15 protein-coding genes are annotated in these 19,859 nt (G+C 72.7%); 8 read left to right on the forward strand and 7 right to left on the reverse strand.

Annotated elements, in window-relative coordinates:
• Positions 1-142 precede the first annotated feature (142 nt).
• The 5 genes from O7631_RS23310 (at position 143) to O7631_RS23330 (ending at position 5,608) form a co-directional block, all read left to right on the forward strand.
• The gene (locus O7631_RS23310; RefSeq protein ID WP_278146169.1) at positions 143-940 is read left to right on the forward strand and encodes a BTAD domain-containing putative transcriptional regulator; all 798 of its coding nucleotides are present in this window, start codon (positions 143-145) and stop codon (positions 938-940) included.
• Positions 941-1,067: 127 nt separating this feature from the next.
• The gene (locus O7631_RS23315) at positions 1,068-1,445 is read left to right on the forward strand and encodes a TcmI family type II polyketide cyclase (RefSeq protein WP_269679041.1); all 378 of its coding nucleotides are present in this window, start codon (positions 1,068-1,070) and stop codon (positions 1,443-1,445) included.
• Between the two features lies 1 nt (position 1,446).
• Positions 1,447-2,796 carry an NAD(P)/FAD-dependent oxidoreductase gene (locus O7631_RS23320; RefSeq protein WP_278146170.1) on the forward strand — a complete coding sequence of 450 codons (1,350 nt, stop codon included), beginning with the start codon at positions 1,447-1,449 and terminating at the stop codon, positions 2,794-2,796.
• A gap of 268 nt (positions 2,797-3,064) precedes the next feature.
• Positions 3,065-4,129 (forward strand): hypothetical protein, encoded by a 1,065-nt coding sequence (locus tag O7631_RS23325; protein ID WP_278146171.1) that lies wholly within the window; start codon positions 3,065-3,067, stop codon positions 4,127-4,129.
• A gap of 270 nt (positions 4,130-4,399) precedes the next feature.
• Entirely contained in the window at positions 4,400-5,608 is a 1,209-nt protein-coding gene (locus O7631_RS23330; RefSeq protein WP_278146172.1) for a low temperature requirement protein A, read from the forward strand.
• 58 nt (positions 5,609-5,666) lie between these two features.
• On the opposite strand, the gene O7631_RS23335 is transcribed toward O7631_RS23330, so the two are convergent.
• Positions 5,667-6,494 carry a hypothetical protein gene (locus tag O7631_RS23335; RefSeq protein ID WP_278146173.1) on the reverse strand — a complete coding sequence of 276 codons (828 nt, stop codon included), beginning with the start codon at positions 6,492-6,494 and terminating at the stop codon, positions 5,667-5,669.
• Between the two features lie 252 nt (positions 6,495-6,746).
• Between O7631_RS23335 and O7631_RS23340 the strand changes: the two genes are divergently transcribed.
• Positions 6,747-6,953, forward strand: coding sequence for a hypothetical protein (locus O7631_RS23340; protein ID WP_088989422.1), 207 nt, complete (start codon positions 6,747-6,749; stop codon positions 6,951-6,953).
• 50 nt (positions 6,954-7,003) lie between these two features.
• Here O7631_RS23340 and O7631_RS23345 read toward each other — a convergent pair whose 3' ends face one another.
• Complete coding sequence (locus O7631_RS23345; protein WP_278146174.1) at positions 7,004-7,453, reverse strand: hypothetical protein; 450 nt, start codon at positions 7,451-7,453, stop codon at positions 7,004-7,006.
• Between the two features lie 411 nt (positions 7,454-7,864).
• Here O7631_RS23345 and O7631_RS23350 point away from each other — a divergent pair, with 411 nt between their 5' ends.
• Positions 7,865-8,824, forward strand: coding sequence for a TIGR03557 family F420-dependent LLM class oxidoreductase (locus O7631_RS23350; protein WP_278146175.1), 960 nt, complete (start codon positions 7,865-7,867; stop codon positions 8,822-8,824).
• Positions 8,825-8,918: 94 nt separating this feature from the next.
• Here O7631_RS23350 and O7631_RS23355 read toward each other — a convergent pair whose 3' ends face one another.
• The 5 genes from O7631_RS23355 to O7631_RS23375 form a co-directional block, all read right to left on the reverse strand.
• Entirely contained in the window at positions 8,919-10,433 is a 1,515-nt protein-coding gene (locus tag O7631_RS23355) for a hypothetical protein (RefSeq protein ID WP_278146176.1), read from the reverse strand.
• A gap of 174 nt (positions 10,434-10,607) precedes the next feature.
• Entirely contained in the window at positions 10,608-12,704 is a 2,097-nt protein-coding gene (locus O7631_RS23360; protein ID WP_278146177.1) for an amino acid transporter, read from the reverse strand.
• 88 nt (positions 12,705-12,792) lie between these two features.
• The gene (locus O7631_RS23365; RefSeq protein WP_278146178.1) at positions 12,793-13,194 is read right to left on the reverse strand and encodes a hypothetical protein; all 402 of its coding nucleotides are present in this window, start codon (positions 13,192-13,194) and stop codon (positions 12,793-12,795) included.
• Between the two features lie 363 nt (positions 13,195-13,557).
• Entirely contained in the window at positions 13,558-14,328 is a 771-nt protein-coding gene (locus O7631_RS23370; RefSeq protein WP_269679051.1) for a DUF5995 family protein, read from the reverse strand.
• 137 nt (positions 14,329-14,465) lie between these two features.
• On the reverse strand, positions 14,466-17,363 hold the full coding sequence (locus O7631_RS23375) for a LuxR family transcriptional regulator (protein ID WP_278146179.1): 2,898 nt from the start codon (positions 17,361-17,363) through the stop codon (positions 14,466-14,468).
• A gap of 193 nt (positions 17,364-17,556) precedes the next feature.
• On the opposite strand from O7631_RS23375, the gene O7631_RS23380 reads away from it, so the two are divergent.
• The gene (locus tag O7631_RS23380) at positions 17,557-19,854 is read left to right on the forward strand and encodes an adenylate/guanylate cyclase domain-containing protein (protein WP_278146180.1); all 2,298 of its coding nucleotides are present in this window, start codon (positions 17,557-17,559) and stop codon (positions 19,852-19,854) included.
• The last annotated feature ends 5 nt before the right edge of the window (positions 19,855-19,859 follow it).

The following is a 19,859-nucleotide window of genomic DNA, read 5'->3' on the forward strand; positions in this document are numbered from 1 at the left end:
TCAGCCCGGCGGCCTCGGCGGGTGGGGCCGCGCCCGGCAGCCGGGGTCGCGCGTCCACCGGTGGGGTCGACAGAGGCGTCACGGGCAGCCGATCCAGGACGCAGCAGACAGTCGGGACGAGCGTTCCGCAGGGGGTGCCGCCGTGGCCGCTGATCCGACCGTGCCAACCGCCGGAGGCCCGCCCGAGGAGGGCGTGTCGCTCCACCTGCTCGGCGGCTTCCGACTGCTGCGCGACTCCGCGCCGATCGTGGTGCCGCGCGGGCTGCAACGGGTGATCGCGCTGATCGGGCTGCGCCCCGGCGCCACCCGCAGCCAACTCGCCGGCCTGCTCTGGCCCGACGCGTCGGAGGAACGGGCGCTGTCCTCCCTGCGTACCGCGCTGTGGCGGCTCCGCCAGGACCCGTGCTGCCCGATGACAGTGGCCGGCGACACCGTACGGCTCGACCCGGCGGTCCGCCTCGACGTCGACGACCTGGTGGGCACCGCGGCCCGGGTCCGCGACGGCGACGACGCGAGCACCGCCGCCGGGGCGCTCGCCGCCGGAAGGCACGACCTCCTCCCCGGGTGGTACGACGACTGGGTGCTGCTGGACCGGGAGAGACTGCGCCAGCTCCGCCTGCACATGCTGGAACAGGTGGCCGGGCAACACCTCGCCGCCGGGCGGCACGGCGAGGCCCTCGAAGCCGCGCTGGAGGCGATGGCGGCCGAGCCGTTACGGGAGACCCCGCACCGGCTGGTCGTCCGCATCCACCTGGCCGAGGGCAACGCCTTCGAGGCCGTGCACGCCTTCTACGTCTACCGGGACCTGCTGCGCAGGGAGTTGCGCCTGGAACCCAGTCCGGCGATGAGCGCCCTGCTCGACGACACGCTCGCCCCGATCCGCCAGGCCAGCCGGGAAGCCGTCGCCGGTCGCCCGTCACCGGCCGGGCGGCGTACGTGACGGCACCGCCCGTCACCGGCCGTCCGGTTCACGTGACGGTGACGTGACAGTCGCTGCGGCACGGTGGGCACACAGAGCACGTGGCGCCGATCCGAGGGTCGGGAAGGCCACCGGCGGAAGGGGTCCCATGAGTCGTCTACTGATCGTCAGCCGGATCATCCCGGGCGCGGAGGGGCGGGTCGCGCAGATCTTCGCCGAATCCGACGCCACCGAACTGCCCGGCCTGACCGGCGTCACGCACCGGTCCCTCTACTGCCTGCACGACCTGTGCGTACACGTGATGGAGACATCGGACGTCGACCCGGACGCCCTGGCCGCGGCCCGTAATCACCCGCTCTTCCAGCAGGTCAACGAGCGGCTCTCCGCGCACACGTCGCCGTACCTGCCGACCTGGCGCTCCCCTCGCGACGCGATCGCCGGTTGCTTCTACCGGTGGGACGCCCCCACCGTGCCGGCGGCACGGCCGGCCGAGACCGACGCGCCAGCGGCGCACCCGGCTGGTTGACATGTCCGGCGCGCCACCGCACGTCCTGATCATCGGCGCCGGCACCGGCGGGCTGTGCCTGGCGCACGGCCTGCGCCGGGCCGGGATGACCGTCGCCGTGTACGAACGGCACCGCGACCGCGCCGACGGGCTGCTCGGCTACCGGGTCGGCATCGGCCCGACCGGCAGCCGAGCACTGCGCGAGTGCCTGCCGCCGGAGCTGTTCGCGACCTTCCTCGCGACCTGCGCCCGACCGCCGCACTACTTCAACGTGGTCACCCAGGGACTCCGTCAGACCGCGTCGTTCCCCCTGCGGCCGAACGCCGACCCCGTGCACACCGAACACTCGGTGGCCCGGATGGTGCTGCGCCACGTCCTGCTCACCGGCCTCGACGACGTGGTGCACTTCGACAAGACCTTCACCCGGTACGAGCAACGCGACGACGGCACCGTCACCGCGCACTTCTCGGACGGCACGACCGCCACGGGCGACCTTCTGGTCGGGGCGGACGGCACACACTCGGCGGTACGCCGGCAGTACCTTCCGCACGCCGTCACCCGCGACGCCGGCACCATCAACATCGCCACCCGCATCCCGTTGACCGCGCACACCCGCGGCCTGGTGCCCGAGCGCGTCGGTCAGGGCATCTCCCTGATCTTCGGCGTCGGCGGCATCATGGGCGTCCTGCACGTCATGGAGTTCAAGTGGGACGCCACGCGGGCCGTCAAACCCGGCGTCAGTGACACGGACGCCGCCCTGCTGAGGAACTGGCCCGGCCTGTCGCAGGACACCACCACCGACAACATCAACCTGATCATCTGGAGTACGGCCCGCCGGTTTCCGACCGACGTGATGGAGCGCCGCGGGGAGGACCTCGTCCAGGTCGCTCTGGGCCTCACCACCAACTGGCACCCCCACCTGCGGGAGTTGCTGACCCGAGCGGAGCCGGCCAGCGCCCTTCCGATCAAGGTGTCGACCTCCGAGCCGGTGCCTCCCTGGAAGAGCAGCACCGTCACGTTGCTCGGCGACGCCATCCACACCATGACCCCCGGTCGCGGCGTCGGCGCGAACACCGCGCTTCGCGACGCCCGCCTGCTCTGCGAGCAGCTCACCCGCGCCACAGCGGGTGACAAGACCCTGCTCCAGGCGGTGGCGGACTACGAGGCGGCGATGGCGCCGTACGGCTTCGCGCGGGTCGCCGAATCGTTGAACCGCAGCGGCACCAGCGGCGACGACCGGATGTACCGGCCGGTGGTGGGCCGGCTCGCGCTGCTCGGCGCGCGCGGCTACTTCGGAGTGACGAGCCGGGTACCGCGGCTGCGCCAACGGTTCGTCGACGACTTCCACACCTACGAGGGCGATCGGGACTGAGTCGGGCAACGGCCCGTCGACCCGGGCTCGGCGCACCCGCCGGGCCCGGGTCTCGTCGTGCCGGCCGCGTCGCAGCAGTGCGGGTGCGGCGCGGGCGGGTTCCCCGGCTCCCGATACGACGCTGTGTCACCCGTCGGGTACCGGCTGACGTGGCAAACCCGCCCACAACGCCCCTGGCCGAGCCTCTCTGTCATCGGTAATGGGCGTGTGCGAAGCTGCGGCGAGTTTTTCTCGTGACTTTTCCAACGAGGTGAGAGGGAGGTTCGCCGTGGCGTGGTCTATCGGACACTCGCTGATAGTGGTACTGGCACTGTTGCTGGGACTGGCCGCCGGGTGGCTGCTGCGCGGCCGGCGGGGCGTGCAGGGCAGGTCGATTGTGGAGGGTGACCCCGTCGCCGGACTGGCCGTGATCTCCACTCCGGCACCGGCTGCCACGACCGACGAGCTGCGGCCCGCGGCCGCCGTCGACCCGGCGCCGAGCGCCGTCGCCGACGAGCCGGTACCGGTGGACACGGTCAGCGCGCCGGCTTCGGTGACCGACGCGGACGCCCCCACCCCGACACCGGTTCCGGCGGACGCATCAAGCACCGTCGACCCGTCCGACATGGCCCTGACCGAGCCCCCGCCGCCCGTACCGGTCGCCGAGGCCGAGGCGGACGAGCTGCGGCCGGAGTCCACTCCCGAGCCGGTCGCGGTCGACGAGCGGCCCGCCCCGGCCTCCGTCGTTGCCCCCCGCAAGCCTGCCGACGACCTTCCCCCGGTCGACACCGCTCCCGCTGAGGAGCCGGTCGCCGTCACCCCGGCCGACGAGCCGGTCGCGGACGCCCCGGCCGACGACTCGGAGACTAGGGCCTCGGCGATCGACCCGGAGCCGGCGCCCACCGATGCCGCGAACGCGGAGCCGGTGGACACCCGACCCGCCGACGCGGGCCCGACGATCAGCGACGCGACTATCGCCGAGCCGGTGGACGCCGAGCCGGAGCGTGTGGCCGTGGCGACCCCTCCGGTCCGGCCTACCGACACCGCGACCCCTCCGGTCCGTTCGGCCGACGACACCTCGATCGCCGCCTACGAGGGCGACCCGACGGGGCCGGCTGACGACTTCCGCCGCATCCAGGGAATCGGACCGAAGATGGCGGCGGCGTTGCAGGACGCCGGCGTGCGCACGTACGGCCAGCTCGGTGACCTGGACGAGCCGGCGCTGCGGGACCTGATCCGGGCCGCCGGCCTGCGCGCCGCACCCGGGCTGGCCAGCTGGCCGCAGCAGGCCCGCGTGCTCGCCGGCGCCGCTGACCAGATGGCCGCGGTGCTGCCGAACAACAACCAGGCCTGACCCGCCTGACCTGGAGCCCTCGGCCGGCCGTCCGCAGCGACGACCGGCCGAGGGCTCGCTCGTCGCTGGCGGATGGACGACCCACTCGACAGTACGAAGCCCGCGGTAACCATTCGGGCCGCACGCGCCCGATGTCCCGGTACCCGGACCGACCAACCCGGTCGGGGGAAGACCCGGCAATTCCGGGGCCGGACAGCCGGCCGGTCGTTACCGTCCGTTGAGGTGGGCCGGACGGGTCCGTCGAGTCGACCGGTTCCGCAGGAGCAACCCGTGCACATCCCCGCGCCGGATCCTGCGTCGCCGCAGGCCAGCGGCCCCCCGGTGCGAGACCCGGAGGGCCCGCGCCGGGTGACCCTCCTCGAACTCTTCTTCGACCTCGTGTACGTGGTCGCGCTGGCGCTCATCTCCCGGACGATGGTCGAGCAACTCGACTGGCACAGCGCCGGTCAGGCCCTGATCATGCTGGCCGCCGTCTGGTGGACCTGGGCGATCACCACCCTCGTCACCGACCTGTACGACCCGGAACGCACCGAGATCAAGCTGCTGATCAGCGCCGTGATGTTCGGCGCGCTGCTGATGACGACGGCGATTCCGGATGCGTTCGGCGACCGTGGGTTCGTCTTCGCCGGCACCTACGTGGCGATCCACCTGGGGCGCGGGCTGTTCCTGATGCCGGCGGTGCGGCGTCAACCGCAGACCCAACGTCGGGCGGCGCGAATCTTCATCTGGTTCGTGGTGTCGGCGATCCCGTGGCTCGTCGGCGCGTTCGTCAGTGGGGAAGCCCGGATCATCTGCTGGACGATCGCGCTCGCCATCGACTACCTCGGTTTCCGGCTCGCGTACCCGGTACCGGGCCTCGGGGTGGTGCCGGAGAAGCAGCGCAACGTCACGGCGGAGCATCTGTCCGAGCGTTACCAGCAGTTCTTCATCATCGCGCTCGGCGACTGCATCCTGACGATCGGCACCATGTTCAGCCTGGAGCACAACGAGGCCGAGAACCTCGCGGCCTTCGCGGTGGCGTTCCTGACCACTCTGCTGCTCTGGCGGATCTACGTGCACAAGTCCGGCGAACTGCTGCCGAGCGCCATCAAGGCGTCCGAGTCGCCGAGCAGGTTCCTGTTCAGCGCGCCGTACACCCATCTGTTGATGATTTCCGGGGTGGTGACCACGGCGTCCGGCTTCCACCTGGTGCTGCACGAACCCACCGGGGAGACCCCGCCGGCCTGGCTGGCGGTGATCCTCGGCGGCCCGGCGCTGTTCCTGGCCGGCCGGGCCTCCTTCGAGTACGAGGTGTTCAGCCGGGTGTCCTGGTCCCGTCCGGGAGGCATTCTGGCGCTGCTGACCATCGCGCCCGCCGCGCTGTACGTGCCACCCATGGTCACGTCGCTGGGGGCCCTGGTGGTGCTGGTCGCGGTGGCCTACGCGGACTTCCGGCGAAGCCACGGCAAGCCGCCGGAGATTCCCAGCCCACCCCACTGAGCCGGGGGCCGAGCGCGACCCGGTCGGCGTGGAGTCGTCGACGCGGGACGCCCGCCGCTCACACCAGCGCCCCGGCGTACCCCCGGACCTGCAACCGCTGGCGGGCGCTGCCGGCCAGGCGCACCTGCAGGCCGAGCGGCGCGGCGGCCCGGCGGACGTCGTCGAGGTGCAGCGATCCGTGCCGGTCCACGGTGAGCACAGGTGGCTCTTCGAGCTCGCCTTCCGGCGCGTGGAAGGAGAGCAGGGTGACCGAGGTGGTGAGGTATCCCGGGTACGCGGCGCGGGCCGCCGCCTCGTCCCGGTGCGAGAGCACCACCAGGTCGTCAAGGTGGGCGAAGTCGGCGGCGAGAGCCCCGGCCTTCCAGTGCGCCGGCTCCTCGGCCGCCCCGGTGAGGTGCCGGGACCGGTTCGCCGAGGTGATGTAGAGGTGGTCCGACCCGGTCTCGGCGAGCGCCCGCTCGAAGAAGGCGTTGGACGGACAGGTGAGACCGGGTGCGATCACCTGGGTGGTCCGCAACCCCTTGTCGACCTGGACGAGGTGCTCGGGGATCCGTTCCGCCGCCGGCCCCCGGAAGCCGAACGGCCCCGCACCGTAGAGGGCGTCCATCAACGCCCGCACCCGCCCGATCGGCAGACGCGGTGAGATCCGCGTCCAGTCGTACATGCCCGGGATGCGTCCGATGGCGGTGGTGATGCTGCCGACGTGGTGGGCCGGACGGCCCTTGGCGAGGTTGACCCGGCGCACGGTGGCCGCGTCGGGGCGGGTGACGATGGCGTAGAAGTTGGCGAACGCCGCCGCGACGACCGCACCGCCGGCGAGCGCGCGGGCCGCGACCGCGACGTCTTCGGGGCGGTCGATGTACAGGGGCGGTGTCGGGGCGTCCATGAGTCCTCCTCGGCGGGGCCGTGAGGCAGTTCTACGTCCACCGGCCCGTACGACGGCGAGGTCGGTCGGCGATCCGATAGCGCGCCCGTGTGACAGGGTGCGGGTGGCCGATGCGCGAGCGGTACTCAACGGTGGACCGCATCGGCCGGACGGACGATTCGCGGGGTCGTTGCCGGGGCCCGTTAGCCGCGTGACCCGATTGGGTACAACGCCTGCACCTCAGCAATCCACCACATTCCTCAGGAGGCAGCGATGCGCGGCACCTCGATACTCGGAGTCATCGTCGTGATCTGGTTGTTGATCGGCGCGGTCGCCGCCGGCCAGCGCGGTTACTACAGCGGCGACGACACCAACTGCGCGGAGGCCGGTACGATCCTGGTCACCATCGTGGCCGGGCCCCTGAACTACATCGGCGCCAACCCCAAGGTCGACTGCAAGCTGCCCGAGCCGTCCAAGTAGGACGAAGGCTTTCCGGCCCAGGCCCTCAGGGGGGCCTGGGCCGGCGTGCTTCAGCTGTTGTAGACGACCGAGTCGCAGCGGCCGTTGTAGTCGTCGGGCCTCGAGTAGCCCAGGCAGACGAAGACCTCGGTCCAGCGGTACTGGGTGCCCACGCCGGACTCCCAGTACAGCCGGGTACCCCCGGACGACGAGGTGTCGTCTACGGCGATCGCCCCGCTGTAGCTCTGGTTCCAGTAGACGTAGACCCGGGCGGCGTAGCCGTCGCCCTTCTGGTCGGTGACGGTGTTGGTCCGGTTCGTGTCCAGCCAGGCGTAGCCGGCGCTGTTGACGCAGAGGGTCGCGGTCGCTGTCGCCCCAGCCCCGCCCGTCGGGCTGGGCACGTCGCCCTTGCCCGTGAGGCAGCCCGCGAAGGCCGGCGACGCGCCGGTGAGGGCTGTTCCGCCCCCGAGGACGGCCGCCACGAGCACGGCGGCGGCACGACGGAACACACTGTTGGTCATCCTGACTCCCCTGTTGGCTCTGCCGCGACCGCTACGGCCGCCGACACTGATCCACGCCTGACCTCGTCCGGCGGGCCACGATCGGGAGTGACATCAGGTTCCTGACCGCCCTCGGTCGGGTGGCTCCGCCGGACGAGGAGAAGTCTGTTGGCCCGCCGGTGACCGCCGGAAGAGGTGTCTGCTGTTTCGAACAGCCGGCCGGGTGTTCGTCCTGGTCACGGGCCAGTTCGGAGATGTTCGAGAGCCCTGTCGCGTGAGCGCGGAGGTGCCCAGCCCCTGCTGGCGACAGACTGGACCGCCACAACCCCTACGGCATCCTAGGAGGCTGGTTTGCGGTCGCGGTGGCGTTTGTCGGTGCTCCGGTCGGGAACGACCCGGCGTCAGTCACGCTCACGGCGTCGGGAGCAGGGCATGCAGATCGGCTACAAGCTGGCCTCGGAGGGGTACGGCCCCCAGGAGATCATCCGGCAGGCCGTCCTGGCCGAGCAGGCCGGCTTCGACTTCGTCGAGATGAGCGACCACTACCACCCCTGGCTCGACGCGCAGGGCCACTCGTCGTTCACCTGGAGCGTGCTCGGCGCCATCGCGGCCAGGACCACCACCCTGCGCCTGGCCACCGGCGTCACCTGCCCCACCGTCCGCTACCACCCGGCGATCATCGCGCAGGCCGCGGCGACCATGGCGCTGGTCTCCGACGGACGGTTCACCCTCGGGGTGGGCGCCGGCGAGCGACTCAACGAGCACGTCGTCGGGCAGGGCTTCCCCAGCGTACGAGGGCGCCACGAGCGACTCCGCGAGGCACTGGAGATCATCCGGCTGCTCTGGCAGGGCGGCTACCAGTCGTACGAGGGCCGGCACCTGCAACTGGAGGACGCCCGGGTGTTCGACCTGCCGGACACCCCGCCGGTGATCGCCGTGGCGGCCAGCGGGGAGGCGTCGGCCCGGCTCGCCGCCGAACTGGGCGACGGGTTGTTCGCCACCGACCCGGACCCGTCGATCGTCGAGCACTACCGGCGCGCGCACGGCTCGGGCCCCCGCTACGCCGAGGTGCCGTTGGCCTGGGCCACCGACGAGCAGCAGGCGGTGCAGGCGGTGTTGCAGACCAGCCGGTGGATGGTCACCGGCTGGAAGGTGATGAGCGAGCTGCCGAACCCGGTCAACTTCGACGCGGCCAGCGCGCACGTCGAGGAGAAGCACATCCGTCAACTCTTCGCCGTCGGCCCCGAGCCGGAGCCGCACGTCGCCAAGGTCCGGTCGTACGTCGACGCCGGCTTCGACCACATCGTCCTGCAGAACGCCGGTCCCGACCCGGACGGCTTCCTGGACTTCTTCGCCAATGACCTCTCCGGTCGCCTGCGCGCGGTGAGCTGACCACCGGCGGCACGCGAACACCCGGACGTGCCGAGCCGCCCCGACTGGTCGTCGGGGCGGCCGGCTGCGCGCTCGGGATGGGTGCGCGGTCTCCTCAGCGGAAGCAGTGCGCGATGGGCACCTGGCTGCCCTCGCAGTTGGTGGGCTCGTTCTCGACGACGACGCTCTCGTCGTCGATCTTGACCTGAGCGTGCGAGGCGAAGACCCCGCCCGGCTTCAGCGTCGACGCGTTGTGGGTGATCTTGCTGGTGTAGATCGCCACCGAGCCGGCCGTCGCGTAGATGCCGCCACCCGTGGACGTGGCGCCGACCGCCTCGTTGCGCGTCACGTCACTACCGCGTACCAGCAGGTTCGCCTTCTCGGCGTAGATGCCGGCGCCGAGGCCGTGGGTGGTGTTGCCGTCGACCACGCTGTCGTCGAGCGGGGTCAGGCCCTTGACGGTCGAGATGCCGCCGCCGTTGACGGTGGACGTGTTGCCACGGATGGTCATCTTGCGCATCACCAGCACCGCGTCGGAGTTCGCGGCACCGCCGCCGACCTGCGCGGTGTTGTTCAGCAGTTCGGTGTCGGAGACCTTGGTCCGGGCCGAGAAGCTGGCCAGCCCGCCACCCTGCACGGCGCTGTTGTGGGTGAAGGAGACGCTCTCCACCTCGGCCGCGCCCCGATAGTTGCCGAGCCCGCCGCCGTACGCGTTGGCGCTGTTGCGGTGGAACTCGGAGCGCTTCAGCGTCAGGACGCCACCGTTGAGCAGGCCCCCGCCCTTGCCCGCGGCGCCGGAGGCGCTGTTGCCGACGAACGTGGAGTCGGTGACCACCATGTTCCCGTCGTTGAAGATGCCCCCGCCGCCGCCCTCGGGCGACAGCGACGTGCTCTGGGAGACCGTGACCCGCTCGATCACGGCGGTGGCGCCGTGCACCACGTGCACGCTGCCGCCCTCGATCGCCGACCGGCCGTTGTGCAACTCCACGTCCCGCAGGGTCAACTCCCCGCCGTCGCGCACCGTGAAGAACCGGAACGCGGCGGCCTGGGCGTCGCGGGCGATGGTGGCCCCGGCGCCGTCGATGGTGATGGGCTGGTAGATCACCGGCAGGCCGGCGGTGTCGTCGGCCGGGTTGTGCGGGGGCGCCTCGGCGTCACCGGGGGTCTCGGCGGCGTCGGCGGCCTCCCGGGCGTCGCGGATCCCGCCGTCGTACTGGTCGGTCTCGTGGAACGCCTCGGTGAGGACGTAGCGGCACTTGGGCGCGAGGCGCAGTTCCGCCCCGCCCTCGGCGTTGGCCGTCACCAGCGCCGCCACCAGCTTCGCGGCGTCGCAGGGGACCGACACCACGCCGCGCTTGCCGGTGCCGGGTGTGCTCGGTCGGTCCCGCTCGCCGTCGCCCCGCTCGCGGTCCTCGCCGCGCCGGTCGTCGGCCCGCCGGTCGTCGTCGCTACCGGCCGTGGTGAGCCGGCCCAGACCGGGAAGGGCGAGGGCCCGGTCGGCGGCGGCGGCCACGCCTGCTGCTCCGGCCGCTCCCACGACCAGGCTCCCCGCCAGAAAACCGCTGGCCAGGAACCATCGGGACCGCCGCCTGGGTCGGGTCGCGCGGTCTCCTCCTGGGTACGTGGACATCAAGAATGCCTACCTTCCTGCCGTACTGCCGTGACCGCGCGCCGATCAGGGCGCGGGGCGCTCGACGTACCGTCGACCACCAAACGTCACGATAAATCCGCAATACGGACAGGAAGGTGTGAACGTGAATAGTGCCCTTATTCATCTTCAGAACCCACTAAACGGGCACCCCGATCAGCCGCCGACGTGGATGCCGGGGCGTCGTAGCGGGTCCCGCTCGGTCCGGCGGATGATCTCCCTTACCACCGGCGGGGTGTCCCCACGACCGAGAATGAGATAGCGCGCCAGGTGCGCGATCGGACTCCCCTCCGACCACTCGAAGTGCGCGTGCGGCCGCACGCCGGTCGCGTCCCGCAGGGCCAGCAGGATCGCGGCGATCGCGTTGGGCGCGGCCGGGCTGCTGGCCCGCAGCACCCGGAAGCCACTCACCTCGATGCCGTGCACCTGCAGCACCTGACTGAACTCCGACGGGTCGACCACGTCGATCTCCAGGAACAGCACGTCGGCGGCCCCGGGGACCGGATTCATCCCGCGCTGCGCCCGTTCCTTGACCGTGTACTCCTTCACCGAGCCCTTCTGCCGCTTGTTCGCGATCAGGTGCAGCTGCCCGTCATGGGCCAGCGACTCGGTGATGAACCGGCGGGCCGGTTCGTCGAACTCGATCCGCTCGGCCCGCAGCTCGGTGGTGCGGGTGACCCGGGACACCAGCGAGACGGCGATGATGCCGAGGATGAACAACGCCGAGATGGTGATCCCGTCCGGCTGCTCGAGGACGTTCTCGAACAGCGCGTACAGCAGCACCAGCGTCAGCACCGTGAAGCCGATCGCGCCCACGCGCTGGTGGCGGCGCGCCGCCGCGATCGTCACCGCCACCGCGCCGGAGACCATCATCGCCAGGATGCCCGTGGCGTACGCCCCGGCCTGTGCATTGACGTCGGCCCGGAAGGCGATCGTGAGGCCGACGCTGACGACGGTGTAGACGATCACCACCGGGCGCACCGCCCTCGCCCACTCCGGTGCCATGCCGTACGAGGGCAGGTAGCGCGGCACGATGTTGATCAACCCGGCCATTGCCGACGCACCGGCGAACCAGAGAATGAGCACGCTGCTCACGTCGTAGACGCTGCCGAAGGCCTCGCCCAGATAGGTGTGCGCCAGGAACGCCAACGCCCGCCCATTCGCGCCGCCACCCGGTCGGAACTCTTCCTCCGGGATGAGCGCCGTGGTCACGAACGTCGTCGAGATCAGGTACACCGACATGATCAGGGCCGCGGTGGTGAGCAGCCGGCGAGTGTTGCGGATCCGGGCGGCCAGGCGGGCCTCCTTGTCCGGCCCGTCGGCCGCCACCAGCGGCATCATGCTGACCCCGGTCTCGAAACCGGACAACCCCAGCACCAGCAGCGGGAAGGCCAACACGGCGGTGAGCAGCACGTGCCCCGGTCCGCCGCCGGTGGTGGTCAACGCGGCCTTCCAGTCCGACACGATGCCCGGATCCTCGACGATCCGGGTCACCGCCACCCCGACGATCACCGCGTTGAGCGCCAGGAAGATGGCGACGAGGGGGATGGCGACGACCACCGCCTCGCGGAACCCGAGCAGGAACACCCCGCCGAGGATGAGCAGCAGCACGACGGTGACCGCGACCGGCACCAGGGCACCCCCCGGGGCGTCCGGCAGGTACGGGTTCTCCAACAGGTGCACCGTCGCGTCGGCGGACGAGAGCGTGATCGTGATGATCCAGGAGGTCGCCACGAAGCCGAGCAGCACGAGGACGAAGATCTTGCCCCGCCAGAACGGCAGCAACCGCTCCAACATCGCCACCGAACCCTGACCGTGCGGGCTCTCGTGGGCCACCCGCCGGTACATCGGCAACATGCCGAACAGGGTGAGCGCCACGATCAGGAGCGTTGCCAGCGGGGAGAGCGCGCCGGCCGCCACCGCGGCGATGCCCGGGAGGTACGACAGCGTGGAGAAGTAGTCCACCCCGGTCAGGCACATCACCTGCCACCACGCGTGCCGGCGGTTCTGCCCCTCGCTCGTCTCCGGCCCGGGCGGCTGCACCTGGTGCTGGAAGAGCCACCGGCGCAACGGGCTGGGCGGCGGCGCCGAACGGGCCGGGGTGGCCACGCGTTCGGGCACCACCACCCCGGGCCGGCCGCCCGGGTGCGGGCGGGCCGGGTCACGGGCCGCCCGCAGCGCCGGGTCCGGCCCGGTCGGCGCGTGGCGGCGTCCACCCCAGCGTCGGGCTCTCGCCCGCTGCTCGTCACCCATCGTCAGTCCCCACCCTCACCGGTCCTGACCCGACGGTAGGCGGTGGCCGGGCACCCGGCCGGGCGAACCGGGGACGTGAACGCGCTGCTCAGGACAGGTCCGGCACGGCGAGCAGGCGAGCCAGCGCCGGCGGGTCGGCGACGGTCACCGTCACCGCCGGGTGCCGTACGCGCCCGCCGGGCACCAGGGCCGGCACCGGCGCGCCGAAGCGCAGACAGATGCCGCCCGCCGTGCTGCTGCCGAAGCTCGCGCCCCGGTCGACCATCGACACGTGCGGGCCGATCACCCGCCACCAGCGGTACGGGCCGCTCAGCTCGACGGCGATCACGTTGGCCCGGGCGGTGCGCAGCCGCCACGGCCCGTACCGGATCACCAGGTCCCGGTCGGTCACGGCGACCCAGGCCGTCGCCGGGCGGACACCCACCAGCGCCAGCACCGGACGGAACACCGGATCGAAGCGGAACGGGAACCGCGTCGCGACGTCGGTCACCGGGCACCCGGCCGGGCGGTGGGTCGGGACACCGGGCCACCCGGGCGAAGGGGCCCGGGCCGCGCGGGCCGGGGTCGGGCGGCGGGCCGCCGCCGGGCCAGGACGGTCATGGCGCGGGCGTACCCGTTACGCGGCCGCCGACACCCCGGAAATTCCGCGCCGTCGACGCCCCCGCCCCACCGCCGGCCGACACCCCCCGGGCCGGCCGACGGTGGCAGACGGTCGACACCCCCCGGGCCGACCGGCTGTACCCCCGGGCCGACCTGACCTCGGCCGACCCCGCGGGGTGGGTGGAGCTGGTGGGATGCGCCCCCGCGCTCCGCCGCCCCCCACGGGGCGGAGCGCGGGGACCCCCCGTCCCGACTACTGCAGGAACGCCCCGAGGGGCGAGAGCAGCAGCCGGCCGAGCGCTGCGGCGTTGTCGTCCAACCGCAGGCGCTCACACTCGCGGGCGTCCGGATCGTGCCGGCACCGCCAGATCTTCTGTGCGTTACGCCAGGCGACATCGCGGGTGTACTCGACCAGTTCCCCCTGGTACCAGTCGTCGATGTCGCCGTTGAGCATGTCGATGAGCAGCTGCCACCGCTCCAGATAGCCCCGGCGCAGGCCGGGGATCTTGTCGGCGAAGATGTTGTTGATCTCCAGGTAGTCGTGGTGCTGGTCGCTGCCGTCGACCGGCTCCGACTCCAGGTGGTCGAACGTCGTCACCAACGCGAACGGCAGGTCGAAGTTGATGTGGGCGTTCACCCCGGCCGCCGCCGAGGGCAACGGACGGGCGTCCGGCCCCCGCATCCGCTCGAACAGACACGACCAGGCCTTCGGGGTGCCCGGGCTGGAGTCGGTCCACAACCGCATCGCGTCGAAGTACCGTGCGGCGAACTCGACGTCGAGCCGGGACAGGAACGCCGGATCGACGAAGCGGTCCTCGTACAGCCCGTCGAGCACGCTGCTGGTGATGGTCAGGTAGAGCTTGTTGAAGTCGGCGAGGGGGCAGCTGTCCTCCAGCGGAGGCAGCCGCACCAACAGGTCCTGGAGCTTGGTGAGGTGATCGACCACGGCCGGCACGTCAGCGGGGTGGTCGGCCAGCAGGTCGACGATGTCCCGGTGCACGGGCCCCCAGACCGGTTCGATCATCTTTCCTCCATCGTGGTCGGCGGCATCCCCCGTGCCGTCGTCGACGCGGCTCAGCCTTTCAGCCCACACCCGTGCGCCGGATCAGTAGAACGACGTATCCCGGCACGCACAGGCGCGCCGGGATACGTCGTGGTCGGTCAGGCCCGGTGGTTGCGCAACTGGATCGCGCTGGCCTGGACGCGGGTGCGGACCTGCAACTTGTCGAAGATGTGCGAAACGTGCACGCCGATGGTCCGCTCGCTGATGAACAGCCGCTGCCCAATCTCCTTGTTGGTCAGCCCCTCCGCGACCAAGGCGAGCACTTCCCGCTCCCGCGCGGTGAGCGCGGCCAGCTCGTCGTCGGACGCCTGGGTCGACGCCCCCCGCGTCGCGCCGGTGGGCTCCCGCTCCTCCAGCGACACCCGGGCCCGCCCGGCCAGCTCGCGGATCTCCGAGGTCAACGGCACCGCGCCCAACCCCTGCGCCACCTCGTACGCCTCGCGCAACAGCTTGCCAGCGGTCGCCAGACGACTGCGGCGGGCCAGCAGCGCCTCGGCCTGCCGCAGCCGCGAGTACGCCGCCGGATAGGGGTGGTTACGCCGGTCCCACTCGGCGACCGACGCCGCCCACAGTTCCGGGTCGCTGCCGTCGAGGCGGCTGACCTCGGCGGCGCAGAGCGCCAGGAACCCCTCCACCACCGAGCGCACCGGTCGGGCCGCGCCGGCGCTCTTGCGCGCCATCCGGTCGGCGACGTCGCGCAGTCGGCGCACGGCCGTCGGGTCCACCTCCACGGTGCGGCTGGCGTGCGCCTCCGCCTCGGCGCGCAGACCGTGCCAGACCAGGGCGGACAGGATCATCACGTCGTCAGAGCGGATCTCGGTGAGGCCGCGCTGCACCGCCGCCCGCGCCACGTCGTGCCGGCCCTCCCACATGGCCAGCCCGGAGCGCAGGGTGAGCAGCGGAATGACGTGCCGCGCCCCACCGCCGGCGAGCAGGGTCGCGACGGCGTCCAGGTCCCGGCCGGCGGCCTCGATGTCGCCGTAGCCCACCGAGAGCCGGCACCGGGCGAGCAGCAACTCGACGGCGTCCGCACCGGACGGTCGGTGCCGCAGGGCCGCCGCGACCACCTTCTCCGCCTCGGCCCACTGGCCCACCCGGAACAACCCGTTGATGGCGATCGCCAGCAGCCGGGTGCCCCAGGTGCGGCCCAGCCCCAGCTCGGCCACCCGCTCGGCGCCCCGCCGGGCCACGACCACACCCTCTTCGAGGATGTTCAGCGGCCCGGTGAGCAGCTCCGCCAGGTGCAGGTACGCGCAGGCCACGTCCTCGGGCTGGCCGGCGCGCTCGGCGGTGTCGAGGGCGTCGCGCATGACCGCCAGGCCGGCGTCCGGGTCCTCCAGGAAGGCGTCGCTGAAGCCCAGCGCCGAGCTGGCCAGCACGACCTCCGTGGCGGACCCCTCCACGTTCTCGGCCAGCGCCAGCGCCTCGCGCGCCCGCTCACCGGCGTCGGCGTACCGGCCCAGGTGCAGCAACAACTCGGCCAGGCGGGCGGCGGCCGCGGCCCGGTCGCGCGGGGAGCAGTCCGCCGCCTTCAGCGCCCGCTGGTACTCCTCCTCGGCCAGCGCCGAGCGACCGGCGGCGGCCAGGTAGCGGGCCCGGCGGATGTGCAGCGCGCAGTTCGGTTCGCCGCCCTGGAGCGTGGCCAACTCCTCCAGCAGGGCCAACGCGCGGGCGTGCTCCCCACAGTGGTGGGCGGCCTCGGCGGCGTTGCCGAGCAGCTCGACCCGGTCCACCGCGAGCGGACCCGAGTCGGCGGCGAGCTGCAACGCCGCCGACCAGTGCCGGTGCGCCTCGGCGTAGCCGCCCAGCCGCTCGGCCTCCTGCGCGGCGGCCACCGCCGCCGGCAACGCGCGCGCCGGGTCACCGGCCAGTCGCCAGTGGTGTGCCAGCCGGGCCTGGTGCAGCTCACCCGGCGCCGAGGTCAGCGCCTCGGCGTAGCGGCGGTGCAACCCGGACCGCTCGGCCGGCAGCAGCTCGTGCGCCAGCACCTCGGCGACGAGGCGGTGCCGCAGCCGGTAGCCGTCGTCGGCGCCGACCAGCAGCCGGTGCGCCACGGCCGCGCGGGCCGCGTCGATCAGCTCGTCCTCGGGCAACCGCAGCACCTCGGCCAGCAGCCAGTGCTGCACCGGCTCGACGCCGGCGGCCACCGCGTGCACCACAGCGTGCGCGTGCTGCGGCAGCGCGTCGACCCGGTCGAGGAAGATCTCCCGCAGTGTCTCGGACAGACCGTCGCGGCCGTCGCGCAGGTCGCGGGCCAACTCCTCGATGACGAACGGGTTGCCGCCGCTGCGCTGCCACACCTGGTCGGCCGCGTCCCCGGACAGGGGCCGGCCGACCACCGCGGCGGCAAGCTCCTCAGTCTCGGTTCGGCCCAGCGGCGCCAGGTCGAGCACCCGCACCGTCCGCAGGCGACGCAGCTCGGTGAGCACCCGGCGCAGTGGGTGCGCGCCCTGCAACGACTCGGCGCGTACCGCTGCCAACACCGAGAGCTGCAGGTCGCCCAGACCGGCCAACAGGTAGAGCAGCAACTGGCGGGTGCTGCGGTCGACCCACTGCAGGTCGTCGAGGATCAGCACCAGTGGTCTGCCCTCGGCGATCAGGTGCAGCCCGCGCGAGACCCGCTCCAGCAACGCGCCCGCGCCGTCCGGGCCGGCGGTCTCGTCGGCGACCATCTGCAACAGCCCGCGCACCGCCGACGAGCTGCGCGCGCGAGAGGCGGACAGGTCGGCGTCGTAGCGGCGCAGCGCCTGCAACAGCGGGTGCAGCGGGGAGGCGTCGCCGATGTCCAGGCAGCTGCCGGTGAGCACCACGGCGCCCTGGTCACGCAACCGGTCACCGATCTCGCCCAGCAACCGGGTCTTGCCCACACCGCTCTCGCCGGTCAGGAAGACGGCGGCGGTCTGCCCGTGCGCCGCGTCACCGAGCAACGCGGACCGGACCGTCCGCACCAGCTCGGCCCGACCCACGAGCGGTGCGGTGTCCACATCGCTGGCCATGGCACGCAGCCTAATCACAGGGCCCCGCACCGTTCTATGGCCATCCGCCGCTTGTGGTACTCCTCGCGTCGACTTTGCGACTAAAGGTTGCGGGTGGCCGACATACGTCGTTCTGCAGATCCCCCGTGGGCCTAGGGATGCCAATCTCCGGAGTGATCAGGCAGAAGCGGGAAGAAGGGCCGGTGCGATACCCATGACCAGCAGCATCGTCGTCATCGACCCGCAGCGAACCGGGACCGGACACTGGCCGGTGCCGGAGGAGAGACGCACAGTGACCGTCCTGTTCGCCGACATCGTCGGCTCCACGGGTCTGGTGGACCAACTCGACCCGGAGGACGTCCGTGCCCTGCAACGGGCCTACTTCGACACCGTCGCCGGCGTGCTGCACCGCTGGCAGGGAGTCGTGGAGAAGTACGTCGGCGACGCGGTGATGGCCCTCTTCGGCGCGCGGCACTCGGACGGCTTCGACGCGTACCGCGCGGTGCGCGCCGGGCTCGAGATCCAGGCGGCGCTGGACCGTCGGCCGATGGTCGGCGGCATCAGACTGCGCGTACGCGTCGGTGTCGCCACCGGTGAGGTCGTTGTCGACCTGGGCGGCGCCGTCAGTGGCGGGCACGGCGTGGCCAGCGGCGCGGTGATCACCACAGCGGCCCGCCTCCAAGAGTTCGCGGAGCCGGGTTCGGTGGCGCTCTGCGCGGCCACCGCACGGGCCACCGTCGGCCTGATCACCCAGCGTCAGCTGGCGGCGGTACCGGTCGCCGGACGGGTGCCTCCCATGCCCGTCTGGCACGCCGTCGGCCTGGTACGCCCCGGCACCGACCGCCACGACGGCCCGCTGATCGGCCGTCGCCGCGAACTGGCCACCATCCGTGACCAGGTGAGCGCGGCCATCCGCGAGCACAGCCCGAGGTGGCTGTCGGTGGTCGGCCCGACCGGCAGTGGCCGCAGCCGCCTGCTGCACGAGTTGACCCGGGGACTGACCACGGTGGACGGGGTGTCGGTGCGGTGGTGTGTGGCGACCTGCCAGCCGTACCCCGATCAGGTCCTGGCCCCGGCCGCCGACCTGCTCCGCGGCCTCGCGGGCGTGCGACACGGCGACGGCCCGGCCGTGGTCCACGACCGACTCGTCGCCGCCCTGACCTGGCTGTTCCCGCCGGAGCGCGTCGCGGCGGCGATCCCGGCCCTGCAGCGGTTCCTGACCACCCCGGACAGCTCGTCGGCGGCGCTGGCGGGGGCGGCGATCTGCCGGGACGTCCTGTTGCGCCTGGCCGCTGACCAGCCGCTGATCGTCGCCGTGGACGACGTGGACCGGGCGGCGCCCGCGATGAGCCGTTTCCTGCACGCGCTGTTCGGCGCGGCGACGGCGCGCGGATTGCCACTCGCCCTGATCACGGTGCACCAACCGCAGTGGGCCGACACCCGGCCGAGCCCGGCGCGTCGGATGACGATCGGACCACTGGCCACTGTGCAGTCCGGTCGACTGCTGCGCCACCTGCTCAGCCGGGCCGGGCAGCCGGTGACCCTGGCCGACCGGTTGCTGCCGCTGGTGGGGGGTCGCCCCGGGCACGCCGCCGCGTACGTCGCTTCGCTCGTGGACGGTGCGGACCCGGCGACGCTCCCCCTGCCCGAGGCGCTACGCCGGGTCGTCGGGGCGGAGCTGGACCACCTCGACGGTGAGCGGCGGGCGGTGCTGATGGCCGCCGGCACCCTCGGCGGGGTGATCTCCGGTGCTGCCGTCGACCGGGCCCTCGGCTGGACGCCCGGCCGGTCCGCGCCCGCGCTAGGAGGGTTGGTCGCTGCCGGGCTCCTGCTCCCCCACCGCAGCGGCGGGTACACGTTCGCCGCGCCCGCGCTGCGTCAGGTCGCCGCCGAGCGCCTGCCGCGCGCGTTGCGGGCCGTCTTCGGTCGCCGCGTCGCCGACGTCGTGGGCCTCGACACCGTCCACCCGGACGTCGTGCTCATCGATGCCGACCGCGCCTGCGCCGACCCGGCTGACGCCGGTCGTGCCGCGCTCAGCGGCACTGCCGTACCGCGCGCCCAGGTCGTACCGCGCGCCCAGGTCGTGCCCCTCGACTCCGTTCGTGGCCGGAACAGCCGGCTCGGAGTCGCCGTCGCGCGCACCAACCGCCTCGACGCCGTCTTCGCGGTGCCGGCCTCCGACGTGTCGCGCCACCGCCCCCGCAGCCCGACAGTGACCACCTCACCGGCCGCGCCCACTCGCGAAACGGACCCGAGGGTCCGCCGGCTGCGGGCCCACACGTCGACGGACGGCGTGCCGCCGACCCGAGGGTCCACGACACCTCCCCAAGCCGGCGGAGCTCGGACGCCCGGCGCGGACCGGGCCCCGGTGGCGATCCGCGTCGTGCCCGCCGTGCGGGGGTCGACCGAACGCACCGCGCCTGTCGATGTCGGGAGCCCATCCGGGGTGGTCCGCGCCCTGCCACGCCCACCGGTGACCCACTGGGCGGACGGCCTGGCCGCCTCGGCCTGAGGCTC

This window comes from Micromonospora sp. WMMD967, assembly GCF_029626165.1.
Taxonomy (GTDB): Bacteria; Actinomycetota; Actinomycetes; order Mycobacteriales; family Micromonosporaceae; genus Micromonospora; species Micromonospora taraxaci.

Bases quoted from the DNA above. Each gene is read 5' to 3' on its own strand.
- O7631_RS23375 (WP_278146179.1), bottom strand. From the start codon at position 17,363: ATGGCCAGCGATGTGGACACCGCACCGCTCGTGGGTCGGGCCGAGCTG.
- O7631_RS23320 (WP_278146170.1), top strand. From the start codon at position 1,447: ATGTCCGGCGCGCCACCGCACGTCCTGATCATCGGCGCCGGCACCGGC.
- O7631_RS23335 (WP_278146173.1), bottom strand. From the start codon at position 6,494: ATGGACGCCCCGACACCGCCCCTGTACATCGACCGCCCCGAAGACGTC.
- O7631_RS23380 (WP_278146180.1), top strand. From the start codon at position 17,557: ATGACCAGCAGCATCGTCGTCATCGACCCGCAGCGAACCGGGACCGGA.
- O7631_RS23360 (WP_278146177.1), bottom strand. From the start codon at position 12,704: ATGGGTGACGAGCAGCGGGCGAGAGCCCGACGCTGGGGTGGACGCCGC.
- O7631_RS23345 (WP_278146174.1), bottom strand. From the start codon at position 7,453: ATGACCAACAGTGTGTTCCGTCGTGCCGCCGCCGTGCTCGTGGCGGCC.
- O7631_RS23355 (WP_278146176.1), bottom strand. From the start codon at position 10,433: ATGTCCACGTACCCAGGAGGAGACCGCGCGACCCGACCCAGGCGGCGG.
- O7631_RS23315 (WP_269679041.1), top strand. From the start codon at position 1,068: ATGAGTCGTCTACTGATCGTCAGCCGGATCATCCCGGGCGCGGAGGGG.
- O7631_RS23340 (WP_088989422.1), top strand. From the start codon at position 6,747: ATGCGCGGCACCTCGATACTCGGAGTCATCGTCGTGATCTGGTTGTTG.
- O7631_RS23350 (WP_278146175.1), top strand. From the start codon at position 7,865: ATGCAGATCGGCTACAAGCTGGCCTCGGAGGGGTACGGCCCCCAGGAG.
- O7631_RS23370 (WP_269679051.1), bottom strand. From the start codon at position 14,328: ATGATCGAACCGGTCTGGGGGCCCGTGCACCGGGACATCGTCGACCTG.